At 66.3% G+C, this 20,279-nt stretch carries 17 protein-coding genes; 7 read left to right on the top strand and 10 right to left on the bottom strand.

Annotated features, from left to right (window positions below):
• Position 1: 1 nt before the first annotated feature.
• A complete protein-coding gene (locus HNR09_RS01465; protein ID WP_179540435.1) occupies positions 2–1,219 on the bottom strand; it encodes a DNA recombination protein RmuC in 1,218 nt (405 codons plus the stop codon).
• A 69-nt stretch (positions 1,220–1,288) separates the two neighbouring features.
• Between HNR09_RS01465 and HNR09_RS01460 the strand changes: the two genes are divergently transcribed.
• A complete protein-coding gene (locus tag HNR09_RS01460; RefSeq protein ID WP_179540434.1) occupies positions 1,289–2,053 on the top strand; it encodes a histidine phosphatase family protein in 765 nt (254 codons plus the stop codon).
• On the opposite strand, the gene HNR09_RS01455 is transcribed toward HNR09_RS01460, so the two are convergent.
• The 8 genes from HNR09_RS01455 to betT form a co-directional block, all read right to left on the bottom strand.
• Positions 2,035–3,303 carry an MFS transporter gene (locus HNR09_RS01455; RefSeq protein ID WP_179540433.1) on the bottom strand — a complete coding sequence of 423 codons (1,269 nt, stop codon included), beginning with the start codon at positions 3,301–3,303 and terminating at the stop codon, positions 2,035–2,037. The genes HNR09_RS01460 and HNR09_RS01455 overlap by 19 nt on opposite strands.
• The gene (locus HNR09_RS01450; RefSeq protein WP_179540432.1) at positions 3,303–3,923 is read right to left on the bottom strand and encodes a response regulator transcription factor; all 621 of its coding nucleotides are present in this window, start codon (positions 3,921–3,923) and stop codon (positions 3,303–3,305) included. The genes HNR09_RS01455 and HNR09_RS01450 overlap by 1 nt, the downstream gene beginning before the upstream one ends.
• Positions 3,920–5,008: a sensor histidine kinase gene (locus tag HNR09_RS01445; RefSeq protein ID WP_179540431.1), complete on the bottom strand. Its 1,089-nt coding sequence runs from the start codon at positions 5,006–5,008 to the stop codon at positions 3,920–3,922. Before HNR09_RS01445 ends, HNR09_RS01450 begins: the two co-directional genes overlap by 4 nt.
• 35 nt (positions 5,009–5,043) lie before the next feature.
• On the bottom strand, positions 5,044–5,817 hold the full coding sequence (locus tag HNR09_RS01440) for an ABC transporter permease (RefSeq protein WP_179540430.1): 774 nt from the start codon (positions 5,815–5,817) through the stop codon (positions 5,044–5,046).
• Positions 5,814–6,737, bottom strand: coding sequence for an ABC transporter ATP-binding protein (locus HNR09_RS01435; RefSeq protein ID WP_179540429.1), 924 nt, complete (start codon positions 6,735–6,737; stop codon positions 5,814–5,816). The genes HNR09_RS01440 and HNR09_RS01435 overlap by 4 nt, the downstream gene beginning before the upstream one ends.
• Positions 6,738–6,805: 68 nt before the next feature.
• The gene (locus HNR09_RS01430; protein WP_179540428.1) at positions 6,806–8,380 is read right to left on the bottom strand and encodes a GMC family oxidoreductase N-terminal domain-containing protein; all 1,575 of its coding nucleotides are present in this window, start codon (positions 8,378–8,380) and stop codon (positions 6,806–6,808) included.
• A 14-nt stretch (positions 8,381–8,394) separates the two neighbouring features.
• The gene (locus HNR09_RS01425) at positions 8,395–9,876 is read right to left on the bottom strand and encodes an aldehyde dehydrogenase family protein (RefSeq protein ID WP_179540427.1); all 1,482 of its coding nucleotides are present in this window, start codon (positions 9,874–9,876) and stop codon (positions 8,395–8,397) included.
• 11 nt (positions 9,877–9,887) lie between these two features.
• Positions 9,888–12,017, bottom strand: a complete 2,130-nt coding sequence (gene betT, locus HNR09_RS01420) for a choline BCCT transporter BetT (RefSeq protein ID WP_179540426.1) — start codon at positions 12,015–12,017, stop codon at positions 9,888–9,890.
• A 196-nt stretch (positions 12,018–12,213) separates the two neighbouring features.
• Between betT and ychF the strand changes: the two genes are divergently transcribed.
• Both ychF and HNR09_RS01410 read left to right on the top strand, forming a co-directional pair.
• The gene (gene ychF, locus HNR09_RS01415; protein ID WP_179540425.1) at positions 12,214–13,299 is read left to right on the top strand and encodes a redox-regulated ATPase YchF; all 1,086 of its coding nucleotides are present in this window, start codon (positions 12,214–12,216) and stop codon (positions 13,297–13,299) included.
• 216 nt (positions 13,300–13,515) lie between these two features.
• Positions 13,516–15,741 (top strand): AAA family ATPase, encoded by a 2,226-nt coding sequence (locus HNR09_RS01410; protein ID WP_179540424.1) that lies wholly within the window; start codon positions 13,516–13,518, stop codon positions 15,739–15,741.
• A gap of 780 nt (positions 15,742–16,521) precedes the next feature.
• On the opposite strand, the gene HNR09_RS01405 is transcribed toward HNR09_RS01410, so the two are convergent.
• Positions 16,522–16,983 (bottom strand): hypothetical protein, encoded by a 462-nt coding sequence (locus tag HNR09_RS01405; protein ID WP_179540423.1) that lies wholly within the window; start codon positions 16,981–16,983, stop codon positions 16,522–16,524.
• 233 nt (positions 16,984–17,216) lie between these two features.
• On the opposite strand from HNR09_RS01405, the gene HNR09_RS01400 reads away from it, so the two are divergent.
• From HNR09_RS01400 to HNR09_RS01385, 4 genes are all read left to right on the top strand, one after another.
• Entirely contained in the window at positions 17,217–17,450 is a 234-nt protein-coding gene (locus HNR09_RS01400) for a FitA-like ribbon-helix-helix domain-containing protein (RefSeq protein ID WP_179540422.1), read from the top strand.
• Positions 17,447–17,869, top strand: coding sequence for a PIN domain-containing protein (locus tag HNR09_RS01395; protein ID WP_179540421.1), 423 nt, complete (start codon positions 17,447–17,449; stop codon positions 17,867–17,869). Before HNR09_RS01400 ends, HNR09_RS01395 begins: the two co-directional genes overlap by 4 nt.
• A 20-nt stretch (positions 17,870–17,889) precedes the next feature.
• Positions 17,890–18,663 (top strand): alpha/beta fold hydrolase, encoded by a 774-nt coding sequence (locus HNR09_RS01390; RefSeq protein ID WP_343047402.1) that lies wholly within the window; start codon positions 17,890–17,892, stop codon positions 18,661–18,663.
• Between the two features lie 265 nt (positions 18,664–18,928).
• On the top strand, positions 18,929–19,282 hold the full coding sequence (locus HNR09_RS01385; protein ID WP_179540419.1) for a DUF1801 domain-containing protein: 354 nt from the start codon (positions 18,929–18,931) through the stop codon (positions 19,280–19,282).
• Positions 19,283–20,279: the final 997 nt, after the last annotated feature.

Genomic DNA, 20,279 nt, shown 5'->3' with positions numbered 1-20,279 from the left:
GTCACTGCTCACCTTGGGCGAGGCGGGGGCCGAGGTCATTGACCTCGGCCTCCACCGTCTGCAGGGACAGCGTCTCGCCGAGATCCTCCAACGGTGCCTGCTCGTGTTCCTTCTCCGGGGCCAGCTGCAGGCGGCTGATGGTCTCCACCTTGGGCAGCACCTGGCGTTCGATGTTGCCGATGAGCTGGTTGTAGGCCTGGACGGCCTGACGAAGTCGATCCCCGGTCTTGGCGAGATGCTCGCTCATCTTGGCCAGACGTCGGTACAGCTCCCGGGAGTGGTCCACGATCTCCCGAATGTTGTGGGCGAGCCGCTCCTGCCGCCACGAGGTCTCCACGGCCTTCAGCGCGGCCAGCAGCGAGGAGGGGGAGACCAGTGAGACTCCTCTGCCCAGGGCGTGGTCGAGCAGCTCCGGGTCGGCCTCCAGGGCGGAGGAGAGCAGCGACTCCGCCGGTATGAAGCAGAAGATCACCTCGGGGGAGTTCTCCACGGTGGCGGTGTAGTCCTTGGCGGCCAGCACACCCACATGCTGCTTCAGCGCCCGGGCCTGGGCGGTGCCGTCCTTCGGATTCAGCGGCGCCTTGGAGTCGATGACCAGCTGCCGGCCCCCGGGCAGGTGGACCACCATGTCCGGGCGGAGCACGGCGCCGTCGCCGCCGGTGCCGGAATGCTGCTCCACGAAGTCCACATGGGGGATCATCCCGGCGGCCTCCACGATGCGGCGCAGCTGCACCTCGCCCCAGTAGCCGCGAGCCGAGGTCGAATGCAGGCTGCCCATCAGCGCCTGGGTGGAGTCGTAGAGCCGCTGGTCGTTCTGCGCGGCCTCGGTGAGCTGCCGGCTCAGCGTGGCGTGCTGGGCGGCACGCTCCTTCTCCAGCTCCTGGACCCGCTGCTGCATCTCGGTCACTCCGCGGCGCACCGGGTGGAGCATCTCCACCAGGGTCTCGCGTTCCCGGGCAGCCCCGGCGTCGTCCTCACGCTGCTGCTCGATGGCCTGCAGACGCGCCGTCGCCGCTCCGGCCTCCAGCTGGGCGGCGTGGAGCTGCTCGCGGAGGGAGTCGCCGTCGTCAGCATCACCGCGCATGCGACGCAGCAGCACCAGGGCACCTGCGACGCCGAGGATCAGACCGAGCAGCAGACCGAGGGGAAACAACGTCCATTCCATGATCACCAGCATCGCACCTGCCGCTGACACGGCCCCGCCGCCGCGCGATGGCATAGGGTGTCATCGTCAGAAACCATCATTCGGAATCCTCATCAGGAACCCTCACCGTCAGGAGTGCCTCCCATGATCCGAGTCCTGCTGTGCCGCCACGGCGAGACCGACTGGAACCGTGACCACCGGCTGCAGGGTCGCTCCGACATCTCGCTGGCCTCCTCGGGGGAACGGCAGGCCTCCATCACCGGAGGGTTCGTCCGCGCTCAGAACCCTCAGCAGGGGCATGTCTCCTCTCTGGTGCGCACCCAGCAGACCTTCGCGCAGTTCAACTTGGACCTGCAGCCGCGCGTGTGGGACGAGCTCATGGAGCAGAACCTCGGCGAGTGGGAAGGCTCCTACGCCGCGGAGATCCGCGATCGCGAACCCGAGGAGTTCTCCGCCTGGCGGGCAGGGACGTATACCCCTGCCGGCGGGGAGACCCATCAGCAGCTGGCCGAGCGCATGCTCTCTGTCTTCTGCGGCGTCGTCCGGGAGACTGCCCAGATCCGGCCCACCGCGTCTCCGGACCTGAGCTTTGCGGTGCGCACCGCTGTGGTGGTCAGCCATGGGGCTGCCCTGCGCGTGCTGCTGGAGCACCTGGATCTGATCGACCGTGCTCAGTCCATCCCGTTGACCCCGGCCTCGGCGACGGTGGTGGACGTGCCGTTGACTCTGGGCCCGGTGAGCAGTTCGCTGCCGCGGAGCGGGTTGGACGACGCGCTCACCCCGGAGGATGAGGCTGCGCACATCGCGGGCCTCACTGATGAGCAGATCATCGCCCAGTCGCGGCTGCGCGTGCTGAACCTCTCCCCGGAGCTGCTGAACCCCTCGGCGACTCAGAGCGTGTCCGTCTGATCCCCTCGGGAGAAGTCTGACCGGCGGAAGTCCCGCAGGTGCCGATTGCGCGCCGCGATCCATCCGATGCCGATCAGCGCCAGGACGCCTCCGCCGACCAGGCTGGCTGGGGCGCCCACCAGCTGGGCCACCAGGCCGGACCGGGCATTGCCGACATCCGGACCCGCCGCACCGATCACATGCTCCGCGGCGGAGACCCGGCCGCGCCTCGCGTCGGGGGTCACCAGCTGCACAATGGCCCCGCGGGCGATGACACTCACCGTGTCCGCCGCGCCGGCCACCGCCAGACACAGCAGGATCGTCCCCAGCGTGGGGCTCAGCCCGTAACCGATCAGCGCCAGGCACCACACCGCCGCGGCGCCGGACTGGATCCGTCCCAGCCGCTGCCGGCGCACCACCGCCCCGGAGAGCAGCCCCGCGAGCAGCCCGCCCACCGCCACCGAGCTGGTCATCATGCCCAGCGTCTCCGGGGCGCCGTCGAGGCGCATCTCATTGATCATCGGGAACAGCGAGACCGGCATGACCAGCAGGGTGGCGAACAGGTCGGTTCCGAAGGCCCCGCGCACCGCCCCCGGGCGGCTCACGTGCCGGAGGCCCTCCCGGGTCATCGCCCAGGGGCTCGCCCCGGTGGCGGCCGGCGGGGGCACCGGCGGCAGCCGGAGCACCGTCCACAATGCCACGCACAGCGCCGCGGCGCAGATACCGAAGCAGGCCGCCAGGCCGAATGCCCCGATGACGACGCCGCCGATCGCCGGCCCCAGCAGCAGCGCGCCCTGGACGCCCAGGTGGAGCAGGGCGATGCCAGCCGGCAGCTGCAGGTGATCCAGCAGCCGGGCAGGAAGGCTCCGCCGGGAGGCGGCGCCGAACCCGGCGCAGAAGGCGTTGGCCGCCACCAGGACCAGCACCAGCGTGACCCCCGGTGCGGCACCCAGGGCGAGATTCGGCAGCGCCTGGACGGTGAGCCCGAGGGCGGCGAGCAGCTGCCCCAGCGTGGTCCAGCGCAGCACTCGGGTGCGGTCGTACCGATCAGCCGCCGTGCCGCCCAGCAGGGATCCTGCTGTCATCGCCGCCGCCGAGACCAGTCCCACCATGCCGGTCCACAACGGGCTGCCGGTCTCCTCCCACACGTGGAAGAGCACCGCGACGACGGCGAGCTGCGCGGCGAACGCGGACACCAGCCCGCCCAGCCAGAGGCGTCGGAAGCCGGAGGAGCTGCGCAGCGGGGTGAGGTCGATGAAGCTGCCGTGCATCAGATCCAGCCGCGGTCTCGTGCGATCCGAGTCGCCGCGTACCGGTTCTCTGCCCCCGTCTTGCCGATGGCCGCGGAGAGGTGGTTCCGCACGGTGCCGGGGGAGAGGTGCAGCTGAGCCGCCACCGCCTTCACCGAGGAGCCGTCGACGGCGGCGCGCAGCACATCCCGCTCCCGCTCGGTGAGCGGGTCGATGCCCCCGGAGAGGGAGTCGGCGGCCAGGGCCGGGTCGACCACCCGGTGGCCGGCGGCGACCCGGCGGACCATCTGCGCCAGCTGCTCGGCGGGGGTGTCCTTGACCACGAATCCCGATGCACCGGCCTCCATGGCGCGGCGCAGGTAACCTGGGCGGCCGAAGGTGGTCACGATCAGGCACCGGCAGCCCACCTCGGAGGCGATGATCTGTGCGGTCGCTTCGATGCCGTCCTGACCGGGCATCTCAATGTCGATCAGTGCGACGTCCGGTCGGTGCTCCTGCACCGCGGCGAGCACCTCGTCTCCCCGGCCGACCTGGGCCACGACCTCCAGGTCAGGCTCCAGCGACAAGAGGGCGGCCAGCCCGCCGCGGACCAGGTCCTGGTCATCGGCCAGCAGCAGCCGGATGCCTCGTGTCTCGTTCATCGCAGGCTCACTTCCACCACGGTGCCAGGGCGCTCTGCGCCGTCGGCGGCCGGCCCGAGGTGCAGGGTGGCTCCGCCGACGGCGGCACGCTCGCGCAGCCCGCGGAGCCCGTGACCCTCGGGCCCTCCGGCGCAGGCCAGGCCGACGCCGTCGTCCTGGACGCGCAGCTGGTCCGGGCCCACCTGGATGACGCAGCGGCCGGCCTGTGAGTGCCGGACCACATTGGTCACCGTCTCGCGCAGGGCCCAGGCGAAGAGTTCTGCATGCCGGGAGTCGGGGGCGGCGTCGCCGATCACCTCGGCGGTGATGCCGGCGGCGGTCAGCGCCTCCCGGGCCGCCTCGAGCTCGGTGACAAGCCGAGGGGTGCGCAGGCGGTTCACCGTGGAACGGACCTGCGCCAGCGATTCGCGTGCCAGGGAGTCGATCCGATCCACCTCCTCACGGGCCTGCGCCGGGTCATGGTCGATGAGCCGGCGGGCCAGCTGGGCTCGGATGGAGAGCACGGTCAACGAGTGGCCCAGCACATCATGGACGTCCCGGGCGATCGCGTCCCGCTCGGCGGCCCGGCGCAGCTCCTCCTCGGCGTCGAGCTGACGCTGCTCGAAGTTGTCGGCCAGACGGATCACCACGATGAACAGCACGCCCATCCCGGTTCCGAACACCGGCCACAGCGTGTCGGCGAAGGGCAGGGAGAGTAGGCAGGCCACCAGCCACACCAGCGTGCCGCTGAGCAGTCCTGAGCGGAGGGGCAGGGTGAACACCAGCACCGCGCTGAGGAACGGGACGAAGCTGAGCGCCGCGTATCCGGCTGCGGGCACGGAGGCGGCGGCCAGCAGCCCCAGCACGACGACGGCGGCCACGGTCCACCGAGCATCCGCGGTCACCTCGTGGGCGTCTCGGCTCCGCCAGAAGATCCACAGGTAGAGGAGGATGAAGGCGGCGGTGGTGACCAGGGCGGTGATGCGCCACCCGGAGGGAGTCTCAGGGCGCAGGGCATAGGCCACCGGCAGGCTGAGGAACACCAGCCAGATGCCGGCATAGACCAGCCGATAGATCCGGATCCCCATGCCCCCGTCCTGTCCCATGCCCCTATCCTGCCCCATGTCAGCGAGGGAGGCCCTCAGCGACGGGAGGTCCTGCGGTGCTGCAGCGCCAGGCAGGCGGCGCCGAAGATGACCGTCCAGGCGATGATGTTCAGCAGCACGGCCCACAGCGGGTCCTGCTGGCTGGCTGCGTCCATGGAGATCAGGTCCCCTTCGGTGAGCGGGTAGCGGGCCAGCGCGACGACCCCGTACATGGGGGTGAATCGGCCGATGTCCAGCAGGATGCCGTCCAGCGGCATGAAGGCGTTGCCGAGGAAGCTGAAGATCACCAGCAGCCCGGTGGCGGCCCCCACTGCCGCGTCCGATCGGAAGCTCAGCCCGATCGCCAGCCCGTAGAGCGCGAAGGGCAGCGAGCCCAGCACCGTCAGGGAGGCGGTGGCCAGCCACACCCCGGGCGGCATGTCCGCCACGGTGAGGATGCCGACGACGTTGAGCACCACCACCGGCAGCACGGCGATGCTGACGGCGACCACCGACTTGGCCAGCACGAAGGCGCCGTGCGGCATGGCGGTCAGCGCCAGCTGGCGTCCCCAGCCCTGCTGGATCTCCAGGGCTGCGGCCCCCGCCAGGGAGGTGGTGGCCATGGCGGCGCCGTAGGACGCGATCGCGATCATCGTCCAGGCGCTGACGTTGCCCTGGCCCACCGGGTTGTCCGACCAGTCCATGGTGGTGCCGAAGAACAGGAACAGCGCGGTGGGCAGCACGATGACGAAGAAGCTGTTCCCGATGTTGCGCAGGTTCCGCCAGAAGTCGAGGGCGATGTATCGGCCCAGGTGGTAGCTGCGGCTCATGAGCGCACCTCCGTGGTCTCCTCGGCGGGGGTCTCGGTGAGCAGCCGGAAGGCCTCCTCGAGGCTGGCCGGTCGGACGGTGAGCCCGTGCGCATCGGTGCCGGTGAGCAAATGCCGGGCCAGGGTGTCGGCGTCGTCGGTACGGAAGCTGACCCGTGGTCCCTCAGAGGTCACAGAGAGCACATGAGGCAGCGCCTCGACCTCCTCCGGAGTGGGTGTCCAGGTCACGGCCACGTGCGCGGCGCCGGCCCGTGAGCGGACCTCGTCGGTGGCGCCGTCGGCGAGCACCCGGCCGCGGTCCATCAGCACGGTGCGGCGGGCGAACTGCTCGGCCTCCTCCAGATAGTGGGTGGCGAAGATGACGGTGACGCCGTCGTCGGCTTGGGTGCGCATCCGCTCCCAGAACTCGTGCCGGGCGGAGACGTCCATGCCCGCGGTGGGTTCGTCGAGGATGATGATCTCCGGGCGGGGGAGGAGCGCCAAGGCGAAGCGCAGCCGCTGCTGCTGCCCGCCGGAACATTTGCCCACCGGGCGCGAGGCGAAGCTGCGCACACCGGCGATGTCGATGACGTCGTCGACATCCGCCGGGTCGCGGTGCAGGGCGGCGACCATGCGGACCGTCTCGGCGGCGGTGAGGTCGGGCAGCAGGCCGCCGGTCTGCAGCAGCGCGGAGAGCCGGCCGGCCTGCACCGCCGCCTGCGGGGTGCCTCCGTCCACGAGCACCTCGCCCGATTCGGGGGCGGTGAGCCCCAGGATGATGTCCAGCAGGGTGGTCTTGCCCGCCCCGTTGGGGCCGAGCAGGGCGAGGACCTCGCCGCGGGTGACCGTGAGGTCGACGCCGTCGACGGCCCGGGTGCGGCCTCCGGCGCCGTCGCGGAATGACATGGCGACGCCCCGGGCGGAGATGATGGCTGTGTCCATGCCAACAGTCTCGCCCGGGGCGTCGGATGTGTCATAGGGCTAGTGTCATCGATGCCCCATGACAGATGTCAGCGGGCCACTTTGAGCAGATCTGCGCAGCGCTCACCGATCATCATGGTGGTGATGTTCGGGTTGACCGTGGTCAGCTCCGGCATCACCGAGGCGTCGGCCACGCGCAGTCCGGTCACGCCCTTGACCCGCAGGTCCGGATCCAGCGGGGACATCTCATCTTCCACCGCTCCCATCCGGACGGTGCCGGCGGGGTGGTAGACGGTGTTGTGGGTCCGGGAGACGTAGTCGGCGATCTCCTCGTCGGACTGCACGTCCTTGCCGGGGTAGAGCTCCTCACCGGCCCATTCGGCCATTGCCGGCTGGGAGACGATCTGCCGGGCCAGCTTGATGCCCTCGACCGCCACGCGCATGTCGTGACCTTCGGCATCGGTGAAGTACCGCGGGTCCACCTTCGGCTTGTCACGGAAGTCCCGGGAGCGCAGGCGCACTGTGCCGCGGGACTTGGCGTGGGTGATGTTGGGGGTCAGGCAGAAGGTGTTGTCGCTGGTCGGGTAACCCTGGCGCAGGGTGTGCATGTCGAAGGGCACGGCGCCGTAGTGCATCATCAGGTCCGGGCGGCCGGGCTTGTCGGACTCTCCGGTGCCTTCCCGGGTGTCGGCGAAGATGCCGATCTCCCACCACTGGTAGCCCTCGGTGATCATCGGCTTCCTGGCGTCCCAGCCGATGACGGCCTCAGGGTGGTCCTGCAGGTTCTCTCCGACGCCGGGGGCGTCGACGACGGCGTCGATGCCGTGTTCGGCCAGATGCGCGGCCGGTCCGATGCCGGAGAGCATCAGCAGCTTGGGGGAGTCGATGGCGCCGGCGGAGATGATGACCTCGCGTGTGGCGGAGACGGTCTCGGCGCGGCCGAAGGCGTTGGTGACGACCTCGACTCCGGTGGCGCGCCGCTCGTCGTCGATCAGGATCTTCCGCACCCAGCTGTCGGTGAGGACGGTGAGGTTCTTCCGGTCCAGGATCGGGTGCAGGTAGGACACTGACGACGACGCCCGGGTCCCGTCCTGCTGGCGGTTGATCTGGAAGAAGTTCGCGCCCTTGACCACTGTCTCCCCGGAGTTGAAGTCGGCGCGCGGGATGCCGGCCTGTTCGCAGGCGTCGAGCAGGGCGACGCCGCAGGGGTCGTGCGGCGGGATGCTCATCAAGTGCACCGGCCCGGTGCGTCCGTGGTGCTCGCCGGGGGAGTCGTTGGTCTCCAGACGCTGGAACAGCGGATAGGTGGACTCGGCGTTCCAGCCGGCGGCCCCCATCTGCTCCCACTCGTCCATGTCCTCCTGCGGAGCCCAGAAGGCGATGCAGGAGTTGTGGGAGGAGCAGCCGCCGAGCACCTTGGCGCGCGCGTGGCGCATGAAGGAGTTGCCCTGGGCCTGCTCCTCGATGGGGTAGTCCCAGTCGTAGCCGGACTCGAGCAGCTCCATCCAGCGGTTGAGCTGCAGGATGACGTCCTTGTCGGTGTCCGTGGGGCCGGCTTCCAGCAGCGCCACGCTGACGTCGGCATCCTCGCTCAGGCGGGCGGCGACGGCCGCGCCGGCGGAGCCCCCGCCGACGACGACGTAGTCGAAGGTCTTCTCAGTCACGTTGTGCTCCTCACTCACTTCGCGGGCATGGAGAACCAGCCGGAGACAGCCGGTTCGGTGTTCTGGTAGATGTGCTTGGCCTCGCGGTACTCCTCGAGGCCGGCGTGGCCCAGCTCGCGGCCCACTCCGGACTGCTTGAATCCGCCCCACTCGGCCTGCGGCAGGTAGGGGTGGTAGTCGTTGATCCAGATCGTGCCGTGGCGCAGCCGCGAGGAGACGCGGTGGGCGCGGCCGGCGTCGGAGGTCCACACCGCACCGGCGAGCCCGTAGTTCGTGTCGTTCGCCGTGGTGATGGCCTCCTCCTCGGTGGTGAAGGTCTCCACGGTGATCACCGGGCCGAAGGCCTCCTCGACGACCACGCTCATGCCGCGGCGGACGTCGGTGAGCACGGTGGGGGCGTAGAAGTAGCCGTCCTTGTGCTCCTCGCCGCCCCAGTGGCCGCCGGTGCGGAGGGTCGCACCCTCCTCGACGCCGCGCTTGACGTAGTCGGTGACCTTGTCCCGGTGCTCGGCGGAGATCAGCGGGCCCGTCTCAGCCTGCTCGTCGAACGGCCCGCCCATGCGGATGTTCTCGGCGCGGCGGACCAGCTCGTCCACGAAGCGCTCGGCGATGGACTCCTCAACGATGAGCCGGCTGCCGGCGGAGCAGACCAGGCCTGAGTCCAGGAAACCGGCGTTGAGGGCGTTGTCGACGGCGGCGTCGAAATCGGCGTCGGCGAACACCACGTTGGGGTTCTTGCCGCCGAGCTCCAGGGCGACCTTCTTGACGGTCTCGGAGGCCGCAGCGGCGATCTTGCGGCCGGTGACCAGCCCTCCGGTGAAGGAGACGAGGTCGACGTCGGGGTGGGAGGCCAGCGGGGCGCCGGCGTTCGCCCCCGCCCCGGTGACCAGGTTCGCCACTCCGGCCGGCAGCCCGAGCTTGTCGAGGACGTCCATGATCAGGATGGCGGTGTGCGGGGTCAGCTCGGCGGGCTTGAGGACGAAGCTGTTGCCGGCGGCCAGCGCAGGGGCGATCTTCCAGGCGGCCTGCAGCAGCGGGAAGTTCCACGGGGTGATCATCCCGCAGACGCCGACCGGCTCGTAGACGACCTTGGAGACGACGGTGGGGTCTCCGGCGTCGACGAGGCGGCCCGGGTTCGAGTCGGCCAGCTTCCCGAAATGCTTGAAGCAGCCGATGATGTCGTCCATGTCGATCTCGGCTTCGACGAGGCGCTTGCCGGTGTCCAGGGCCTCGGCGCGGGCGAACTCGTCCTTGCGTTCGGTCAGCGACTCGGCGACCTTGAACAGGAGCTCGCCGCGCTGCGCGGCGGGGGTGTCGGCCCACGTGCGGGAGTCGAATGCGCGCCGCGCCGCCGCGATCGCGGCGAGGGCGTCGGCCTCTCCGGCCTCGGAGACGACGGCGACCTCACGTCCGTCGGCGGGGCAGTGGATGGTGCGGGTCTCGCCTGATGCGGCGGGGACCCACGCTCCGTCGATGAACAGTGTTGCGGTGGTCATGGTGCTCCTTCTCAGTTCGTCCGGTCGTGGTCCCACTCGTCGGGGATGTGGCCCCCGGTGCCGAGTGACTGGGTGTTCACATCCTCGCTGAGCGTGAGGAAGGTCAGGTGCCGCTCATAGGCGTCGAGGATGTCGGTGATGACCTGGTCCTTGGTGTATCCCATGATGTCGTGACCCTGTGACCCGTTGGCGGAGAAGATCTCCACCCGGAAGTAGACGTCCTCCACGGCCTTCATGTTCTGGGCGAAGTTCGGTGCGGAGTAGGCGATCGGGTACACCTGATACTTGAACTCGTTCTGGTCGCCGAACCGCACGTGCAGGTCGATCTGCGGCAGCTCGGTGTCCGCGAGCAGCCCGCGCGTGCAGGTCACGTCGGCGCCCTGGTCCTTCAGCTCGGCGGCCACCTCCTCCACCGCCGGGATGGCCGTCTCTTCGAGGTATCGGGTGACCTGCTTGGCAGTGGGGAAGGTCATGTGACGGGCCAGGCGCCGTCGCCATCCTCCGCCGCGGTCCGAGGCATCCCGGATCCGCCCGGAGAGCATCCAGGGCAGGGAGGCCTCCTGGGACGCCTGGTTGAAGCCCTCCACGCGCAGAGCCCGCCAGATGCCCAGCATGAGGAGGTACATCACCACCGAGAACGGAAGCCCGATGATGACCGTGGCCATCTGCAGCGTGTAGACGCCGTCGAGCATCAGGACCGCCAGGGTGAGGGCACCGGTGGCGATGGCCCAGAAGATCCGCAGCCAGGGGGCGCCGTCGTCGGTGCTGTTCTCCGCCTTGGAGGTGAAGTTGGACATCACCAGGGCCCCGGAGTCCGCGGAGGTGATGTAGAACAGCAGGCCGGTCAGCACCGAGAGGCCGATGGTGAAGGTGGCACCGGGGTACTGCTCGAGGAGCATGTAGTAGCCCGACTCTGGGGTCTCGACCGCGGCGGTGAGGAACTCGGTGTTGCCGGAGATGAACTCCCAGATGGCCCCGTTGCCGAAGATCGAGATCCACAGCAGGATGAAGCCGAAGGGGATGATCAGCGTGCCGACCACGAACTGCCGCAGGGTGCGGCCCCGGGAGATGCGTGCCAGGAAGAGCCCGACGAACGGCGCCCAGGCGATCCACCATGCCCAGAAGAACAGCGTCCACCACTCGAGCCACTGACCCTCCGGCGGGTCGTAGGCGAAGGTGTCCAGCAGCATGGAGGGGAAGTAGGCGGCGAAGTCACCGATGTTCTTCACCAGGGCGTTGAGCAGATCGGTGGTGTGACCGGCGATCAGCACGTAGAGCAGCAGGAGCACCGCGAAGATCACATTCAGCTCCGACAGGCGGCGGATGCCCTTGTCGACGCCGGAGACAGTGGAGAAGGTGACCACGATGGCGGCCAGGATGATGAGCCCGACCTGTGCCGCGGTGCCCTGCGGGATGCCGAAGAGCAGCTCGAGGCCGTAGTTGAGGAAGACCACGCCGATGCCGAGGCTGGTGGCGATGCCGAAGATGGTGCCGATGACGGCGGCGATCTCGATGCCGTGCCCGGCGGCGCCCTGGGCGCGTTTGCCGATGATGGGGTACAACGCGCTGCGGATGCTCAGAGGCATGTGGTAGCGGTAGGCGAAGAGCCCGAACGCCATGCCCATCAGCGCATACATCGCCCAGCCGGGGATGCCGTAGTGGAACAGCGTCCACAGCACGGCCATCTCGGTGGCCTGGGAGGAGCCCACCTCGTTGCCGGGGGCCGTGGTCAGGTTTGTGGCCGGACCGGAGATGGCGAAGAACATGAGGTCCACACCGATGCCGGCGGCGAAGAGCATCGCCGTCCAGGTGAAGAGGTTGTACTTCGGGGTGGAATGGTCTGGACCCATCTTGGTGCGGCCCACGCGGGAGAACGCCACGATCAGGACGAAGACGACCACGACGCCGGCGGTGAGGATGTAGTACCAGCCGAGGTGCTCGCCGATCCACAGGAAGACTGCCTCAAGAGTGGTGTAGGCCGTGTCCGGGGCCAGCCAGGCCCAGATGGTGAAAGCGACGATGATCGCCGCTGCGCCGAAGAAGACGGGCGGGTTGAGCTTGGAGTTCTTCAGGCGCCCCCCGGTGCCTGATCCGCCCTCCTTCTCCGCGTCGGCGGGCGAGTGATCCGTGGCGGCTGCCATGACGTGTCCTTCCCTTGAAACATGCCCAGAAGTGCGTGTGCGGTGTGTGTTGTCGTCTCATCTGGTGTCCGACGTGGTGTGATCCTATCGGGGCCGCGATCCCCTGTCCCCGGTCCACGTTCCGGAGAACGCTCTCCGCACCGCATGGGCGGTTCGAGTCGCTTCGGCATGACCGCGCGCGATAGGTTGGGTGACCGTGGCACTGACTATCGGAATCGTGGGACTCCCCAACGTGGGCAAGTCGACACTCTTCAACGCGCTCACCCGGCAGACGATCCTCGCGGCGAACTACCCGTTCGCGACGATCGAACCGAACGTCGGGGTGGTGAACCTGCCTGACAAGCGCCTGGACACGCTTGCCGAGATCTTCGGCTCGGACCGGATCCTGCCGGCGACCGTCTCTTTCGTGGACATCGCCGGCATCGTCAAGGGCGCCTCGGAGGGGGAGGGGCTGGGCAACCAGTTTCTCGCAAACATCCGTGAGGCCCATGCGATCGCCCAGGTGGTGCGGGTCTTCGAGGACGACAACGTCATCCACGTGGACGGCAAGGTGGATCCCACCTCTGACATGGAGACCATCAACACCGAGCTGGTGCTGGCGGATCTGCAGACCCTGGAGAACGCGGTCCCGAAGCTGGAGAAGCAGGTCAAGCAGAGGAAGGCCGAGCAGGCCCAGCTCGACGCCTACCTGGCCGCCCAGACGGTCCTGGAGCGCGGCGACACGATCTTCTCAGCCATCGAGTCCGAGAAGCTGGACATGGATCAGCTGGCCCAGCTCTCGCTGCTGACCGCCAAGCCATTCATCTACGTCTTCAACGCGGATGAGGCGGTGCTGAACTCTGCCGAACGCCAGCAGGAGCTCGCCGAGCTCGTGGCACCGGCCCAGGCCGTGTTCCTGGATGCCAAGCTGGAAGCGGACCTGGTGGAGCTCTCCGAGGAGGAGGCTCGCGAGATGCTGGAGCTCAACGGCCAGGAGGAGTCCGGCCTGGACCAGCTGGCCCGCGTCGGTTTCGACACCCTCGGCCTGCAGACCTACCTCACCGCAGGTCCCAAGGAAGCCCGTGCCTGGACGATCAACAAGGGCGACACCGCCCCCGAGGCCGCCGGTGTGATCCACACCGACTTCCAGAAGGGCTTCATCAAGGCAGAGATCGTCTCCTTCGAGGACCTCACCGCAGCCGGTACCATGAACGACGCCAAGGCCGCTGGCAAGGTCCGCATGGAGGGCAAGGACTACGTGATGAAGGATGGCGACGTGGTGGAGTTTCGTTTCAACGTGTAAACGCCAGGTCAGAAGCCTAGTGTCTGCTACAGAATAGTGTAGCGACACGCCGCCCGGTAGCCACTTTCGTAGCACTCGAGGAGGAACGAATATGGCCCAAGAAAACGTCGTGGCGACCCGGGGTGCAGGTTCGTGTTGCCGTCTGCTCGGCGACGCCGCTCTCTGCGGGCGAGTGGACCCCTGGTCGGTGGGGGCGGTGCTTTCATGCTACGGGAGGTGAAGATTGTCGGCGGCACCTGTTTTGGAGACAGTCCGCTTCCGATCACCGACTTGAAACCCGCAAGTTTCTTCTACGGCCCCAACGGATCTGGGAAGACGACGATCAGCCGAGCCTTCGCTGGTTACGGCTCTCTGGAACTCGAACCGGAGTGGCAGGCTGGTGCCGAAATGACGATCCGGGTCTACAACAGAGACCTCGTGGACCAGATACTGCGAGAGTCCAACAGGATTCCCGGTGTCTTCGTCCTTGGTGAGAACAGCGTCGATGCCCAGAATCGCCTTGACGAGATCGAGAAGCCTGGAGGCGAGCGCGCGCTGGCCGTCGACAGGTACGAGCGCGCTCAGACCAGCCACAAAGACGCAGAAGAACGCCAGGCAGACGCCCAAGGGGCGTTAAGAACTGCCGCGTGGAAGAAGTATCGTGCACTCGTCGACGAACACACAACCTTGTTGCCTGCCTTCACCGGCCAAAGAGGCGTAGACAAGAACAAGGACATGCTTGTGACGCGCCTTCTCGAGCGAGGATCGCTGAGCGAGTCCGAATCCCTGCCCGAGCTCGAGGATCTTCTCGCTGAAGCCGAGGCAGTATTCGACTCGGGAGCGACATCCCGTGCCCGGCTCACCGAGATCGGCGAGTTCCGGTGGAGCGAACACGACGGTTCAGCTCTTCTGGATCAAAAGATCGTGGGCAGTTCTGAAGTCTCGCTTAGCGAGCTTGTAGAGAGGCTGGGAAGCGAGGACTGGGTTCAGGCCGGACGCCAGCACCTGCACAACGCAGAGGGGCTCTGCCCATTCTGCCAACAGAAGGCACCGGAAGACCTCGCCAAGCAGCTTGAGGCCATGTTTGATCACCGGTACACAGAGCAGCTCGAAGAGCTGAAGCGCTTGGCAGAAGCCTATTCATTCTGGGTCCGGTCCCTTGTAGAGGTCATCGAGGACTGGAGCGCGGAGTCCATCAGCTACCTCGATGAGGCTGCCTACCAGAAGGCCCTCGGATCGTTGAACACCATCAATGGTGTCAATGAAAAACTGCTCGAGCAGAAGCTGGGAGCGGCGTCTGAGCCAGTGGCGGTCTCCGCGTCGAACGCTCCGATTGACGCTCTCAACGCCGTCATCAGCGAGGCGAATACCAAGATCGACGCACACAATCGACTGGTCGAGTCGCAAAAAGAAGAGAAGCCCAAGCTGGCCGCCAAGTGCTGGACCTACTTGGCCGACGTTCTCCTCAGTGAAGAGCTCCAGGCCTACAAGCAGAAGTCCGTTGGTCTGCAGAGGGGTGTCGATAGCACACTAAAGAGGAAGGAAGAGGCGTCGGCGGCAATTGGCAAACTCGATGAGGATGTACGCCATCTGCAACGTTCCGTCGAATCTTCGCAACCAGTGATTGATGAGATTAACCGACTTCTCAAGCGATCGGGATTCACCTCGTTCCACATCGTCAACTCTGATGAGCTCGATGATGGCTACATGCTCGCGCGCAACGGTGTGCAACTCGACGAACATTCCCTTAGTGAGGGAGAGCGAACGTTCATCGCCTTCCTATATTATTACTTCCTACTCAACGGGCGAGAGGAAACTGCAGCATCGGGGAAGATTCTGGCGGTGATCGACGACCCGATTTCCAGCCTGGACAGTGACGTCCTCTTCATTGTAAGTACGCTTGTTCGCGACCTCATCAACCGAGCGCTATCCAAGACTGATCACGTGGCGCAGGTAATCGTTCTGACGCACAACGTGTACTTCCACAAGGAGGTAACTCAGGTCAGGCATAAGGAAGAGGGCTCGGGTCGCCGTTACCATGTGATCAGGAAGAGTCTGACCGATGCCAATGTCATCGAGGCGTACGCCGAGAACCCTGTTAGCACCGAGTACGAACGCCTCTGGTCGGAAGTTCGACGAGCCTCGCAGGGTGTGCAGATGAGCGTCATTGGCCTGGAGAACGTCCTTCGCAGAATCCTGGAGAATTACTTCCGAATCGCGGGCGGAATTTGGGAGGATGAGATCGTCCAGTTCTTGGATCCGGCGGAGCGGCCGGTTTTGCGGTCACTATTCAATTGGTTCAATGAGGGGTCGCATGGGGTGTTCGAGAACCTGCATTATTCTCCGAGTCAAATTACCCAGGATGTGTACTTGGATACGTTTAGGCATGTTTTCGAGAAGTCTAATCATTATGCTCATTACGAGATGATGATGGGGGCCAAGGAGTCTCAAGGAGCGGACTGACGCGTTCGCAAACAGCTTCCGATGGGGCACTTGGGGCGAGGGCGCAACGACGTCTGGAGCTCTAGTGATCCAGTTGTGGAGCGCGATCTCGGTCGCGATCTTGACCGTCGTTGTTGCTCGTTGCTGCAGGGCGAGATCAGCGGTCGACTTGCGAGGCGAATCGTCGTGCATGTGGACATCCGGCAGAAATTTGAGGGGAGTGCTGGTGCAATCGCTCACTTGGACGCGCTCCTCGCGAGTGAGGCACAGGTGCTCAAGGATCGGCAGACGCACCGTCTGACTCGCCAACTAGACGGAGGCAACGTTGCCGCGCTGGTCTTCGTCGCGTTCGTGGGCGGTTGAAGGGTCTACGGTCTAGTTTCTGCTGGTTTCGCCCTCGTGGCGAAGCCCGTGCTGTTCTGGCTATTCATGGTTGCTGCAGGAATGGTCGGGGTATTTGCGATAGCGCTGGCGGCCGTTGCTCTGGGCACCTTGTATCACGCTCCACGGGTGAAGCGCCGGAACGTGGCTGATTTCCGGTAGGGGTTGATGCGTTCCGATCGGCCGCACACCTACGAGTGGGGCCCGCCTCTGCCCGTGATGGGCTTGGAGCGGGTGCAAGACTTGCCATCTGGTCTGCATTAGACCAAGCTTGCGCATCCGTCCGTTCGACTGAGTCGTTGTCGACAGCCTGGAACACCAGGACAGCCGGTAGGAGCGGAGACTGATCCGCAACAGGTTATCTGAAGAGCCAGTTCTCCTGAAAGCCCCTGGTCGGAACTGCGGATCGGCACGCAAACTTCAGCGCGTGTACCAGCGTCTGACCGCTTCTCCGTCATCCGAGTACAGGACACGATTGCCTGTTCTTCTTGCGCTCTCGAAGAGCTTCCGTGCTGTACGCAGCGACTCGACATCGAAGAAATTCTTCACGTAGCCGAGGTCCTTCCTCATGCGTCGGTGGAGGCCGTGCTTCACTGGCAGAGCGTGCATGAGGTCGTTTCGCAAGAGGCGCGCATCGTGCAGTAGCTCGATGAACTCGTCTATGCCTTCGAGATCGACGCGGCTGCCTCGTAGTCGATTCTCGAGCGTGCCGAGCGGGTCGCTATACAGGGCACTGGAGGATATGCCGCTGTGAATGCGCAAGACGTCGAACGCAATTCCGGCAAGCCCCGCCGCTGCGTACGTTGCCTTGCCGAGCTCGAGGAGATACTTCTCGTGATCGGGGTGGAGCGGGTCCCCTGCGTGCTCGACAGTTGTCGTCATGTCTCGATTATGAACGAGGGCGGTGTACCAGCGTCGCAGATGGCTCTACGTGTGGGCGCGCCGTGGAGTTCCGCTTCAACGTGTGACTCGTTGCGACCTCGGAGTCGCACACCGCCCCGGACGTCTCGACACGAGGCGGCCGGGGCGGTGTCATAGCAGGGCAGTGCCATAACCTCTGGTGTGCTCACTCCGGGTGGCGCTATCATGATTGATAGCAAAGGAGGTGGTCTCTCATGTCATCGATCATCGTTCGAGGTCTCGACGACGCTGTGAAGCAGCAACTCGCCACGCAGGCGAAGGAGCATGGTCGGTCCATGGAGGCGGAGGTCCGCGACATCTTGACCAAGGCGGCGCGGTGGCCGCACATCGGGATGGCGCTGTTGTCTGCCGTGCAGGAAGTCGGCGGAGTCGAAGACCTGCAGGTCCCGGTGCGCGATGACGTCGCGCGGGCGGTCGAGTTCGAGTGATCGTCCTCGACACGAACGTCATCTCGGAGATCTTCAGGCCGGCTCCGGAGGTACACGTGGTGGACTGGCTCGCGTCGTTGACGGGTGATGTTGCGATTACGTCCGTGACGCTTGCCGAGTTGTTGGCAGGTGTGCGGCGAGTCCCGGACGGTCGGCGCAGGGATGAGTTGACCAAACGCATCCACGCAGCAGTCGAGCCGTACCGGGGCAGTCGCGCTGTGCTGCCGTTCGATGACGTGGCGGCCGACCGCTATGCCGACGTGCTCCTGGCTCGAGAGAACGCGGGAGCCCCGATCAGCACGGCCGATGCGCAGATCGCCGCGATCTGCCTGACCCACGACGCGACCTGCGCGACGCGCAACGCGAAGGACTTCGCGCATACTGGCATTGAGCTGGTCGACCCTTGGACTCTCGCGTGAGTGAACACGAGTCGATCGCCGTGGCCGAGTTCGGCGGCGACGGCCCGCCGTTGGTGCTTCTTCATGGCCTTGGCGGGAGCTCCCGAGAGATGCTTCCGACGGCATGGGCGCTGAGTGACGCCTTCCGTGTACTGCTCATCGATCAGCGCGGGCACGGGCTCAGTACTCGGCGACCGGCGGACCTGTCGCGCGAGGCCTTCGTCGACGACGTCGTCCAGGTCCTCGAGCAGTACGCGCCGGGGCAGCGGTGCATTCTCGTCGGTCAGTCGATGGGCGCGCACACGGCGTTCCTCACGGCCGCGGCGCGCCCGGAACTCGTCGAACGGCTCGTGATGCTCGAAGGGCATGTCGCCGGCAGCGACGATCCGGGGGAGGCCGTCGGGCTGGGAGAGTACTTCGCGTCGTGGCCTGTGCCGTTCACCGGCGAGGACGAGGCGCGTACCTTCCTCGGATCGGGTGCGATCGTCGATGCGTGGATCGCTGACCTTGAGGTGACCCACGGTGGACTGCGACCGCGCTTCGACGCCGACGTCATGCAGCGCACGATCGAGGCCGTGAACGAGCCGCGCTGGGACGAGTGGGAGTCTCTGGGGACTCCGACGCTCGCGATGTTCGCGAAGAACGGGATGTTCAGCGATTCCGATAAGGACGAGTTGGTTCGGCGTCGTTTAGGGACCGAGCGCATCGACTTATCGGCGGGGAGCCACGATGCGCATCTTGACGCTTTCGATGAGTGGATTGGTGCCCTGCGCGGTTGGCTGTTGTCGGACACGGAGGTCCCGCCTGCACGGTGACGGGCAAATGGTCGTACGTGTCGGAACTCGGTGGAGTTCCGCTCTAACGTGTGACGTCGTCTGCATTGTCTGCTGGGTGGTCTTCTGCACGTCAAGTATCCTGGTCATGGTGGTACGCGCCACCGACTGCGCTTCCACGTGACGACCACGTGAATCATCGCGGAGAGGCCTGAGGACTTCAGGACACGTCCGGATGGGGTGCGGCGCACTGATGCGCCAACTTCATTCCGCCGATGCCCGACATCGGCTGACGAAAGGATGTGCCATGTTGTCGAAGGACGAGAAGAACCTCTCGCAGGTGATCGACAAGATCTCGAAGATGGACGAGCCCCGGCGATCAGTCGTGCGGCAGGTGCACGACATCATCGTGAGTGCGGCCCCTACTCTGAAGCCGCGGATCTGGTACGGAATGCCTGCCTACGCGAAGGCGGCGAGCACCCCCGCACTCGTGACCCTGCGGAACGACGAGCGTTTGAATCTGGCGATCACCGAGAAGGCACCCTTCAGGCCGGCAGGTGGCGAGGATGGGGCACTGATGCCGGCTGCGTGGTATTTCGAGACTGTGGATGAGGCCACCCAGAGGCGCATCGTGGAGATCGTTCGTTCGGTGGTCGACTGAGCGTCGGTTGGACGAGCCTCATGCCTCACTTCCCACCCTGACGACGGTGCGCTCGTTTCGCACAAGCCGACCCTGTGAACCGGGTCGGTACACTCCAGCATCGGTCCGCTGCCCGGCTTTCCCCGGAGAGGCTCTGGGGGATCTATAGGTCCTGGGTCGCGGACCGATGCTCGGATTGTCTGACGGACCGTGGGCTGGGCCTCGGGTGGCCGGGTGATGCCGGCCGGGGGGCGCTGGGACTGAACAGAATCGGTCTGGAGGTCTTTGACGTCAACCCGCGGGCCTGCCACGTCGACGAGAACGTCGGATTCGTCCACGAGGGCACCGAGCGGCAGGCCTGAAGGTGGACGACGGCTGGGCGACGTCGACTACATGGCGATCCTGCAGCGGACCACCGGCCCCGCACGGCCACGCCGACTGAAGGGATCGCCAGAGGCACGTGACACGCTCTCCTGCGCTGTCCCACGGACGGTGTACCCGTGCGCCACATCAGGTTGCCTCAGGTCTGCGCCTCGGGCATCGCAGCGAGAAATGCCGGACCCCCTCGCTCCCTTCGGTTGGGGGCTCGCTCCCTGGGATGCAGCCTCCGGCGGTTCGTGCTGCCCCTTCGACGACCGCCGCCAGGCGTTTATTCGCGCGGCAACGAGGCGGGCCCCATGCAGGGTGTAGCCGTGGTGCGCATCAGCACATGAGGCAGAAGTGGGCCTATGCGATGGGCCTCGTCGTTGAGACGACGGCGCATGCTTTTCGTGCCCGGAGTGCTGTCAGTTGACCTCGCGTATGTAGAAGCAGTCGGGAAAACGAGTGGTGGCTGCCCGCCACCCGTCGTTCTCAGAGGGCATGCTGCCAGCGGTGAGTACAGAGACTCGTCGCACCTCCCAGTGCCTCCGGTCGCGTTGCATGATGTGCTGGCCATGAAGCGAACGTATGGGCCGCCATCCCTCAGCTCCAGCTGCATTGAGGTGGTCCAGCTCCTCAACGCGAGAGACCGGACCCA

This window comes from Nesterenkonia xinjiangensis (assembly GCF_013410745.1).
In the GTDB taxonomy this organism is placed as follows: domain Bacteria; phylum Actinomycetota; class Actinomycetes; order Actinomycetales; family Micrococcaceae; genus Nesterenkonia; species Nesterenkonia xinjiangensis.
Note: the sequence above shows the minus strand (reverse complement) of the source record. Positions and strands in the feature narration are given on the sequence as shown.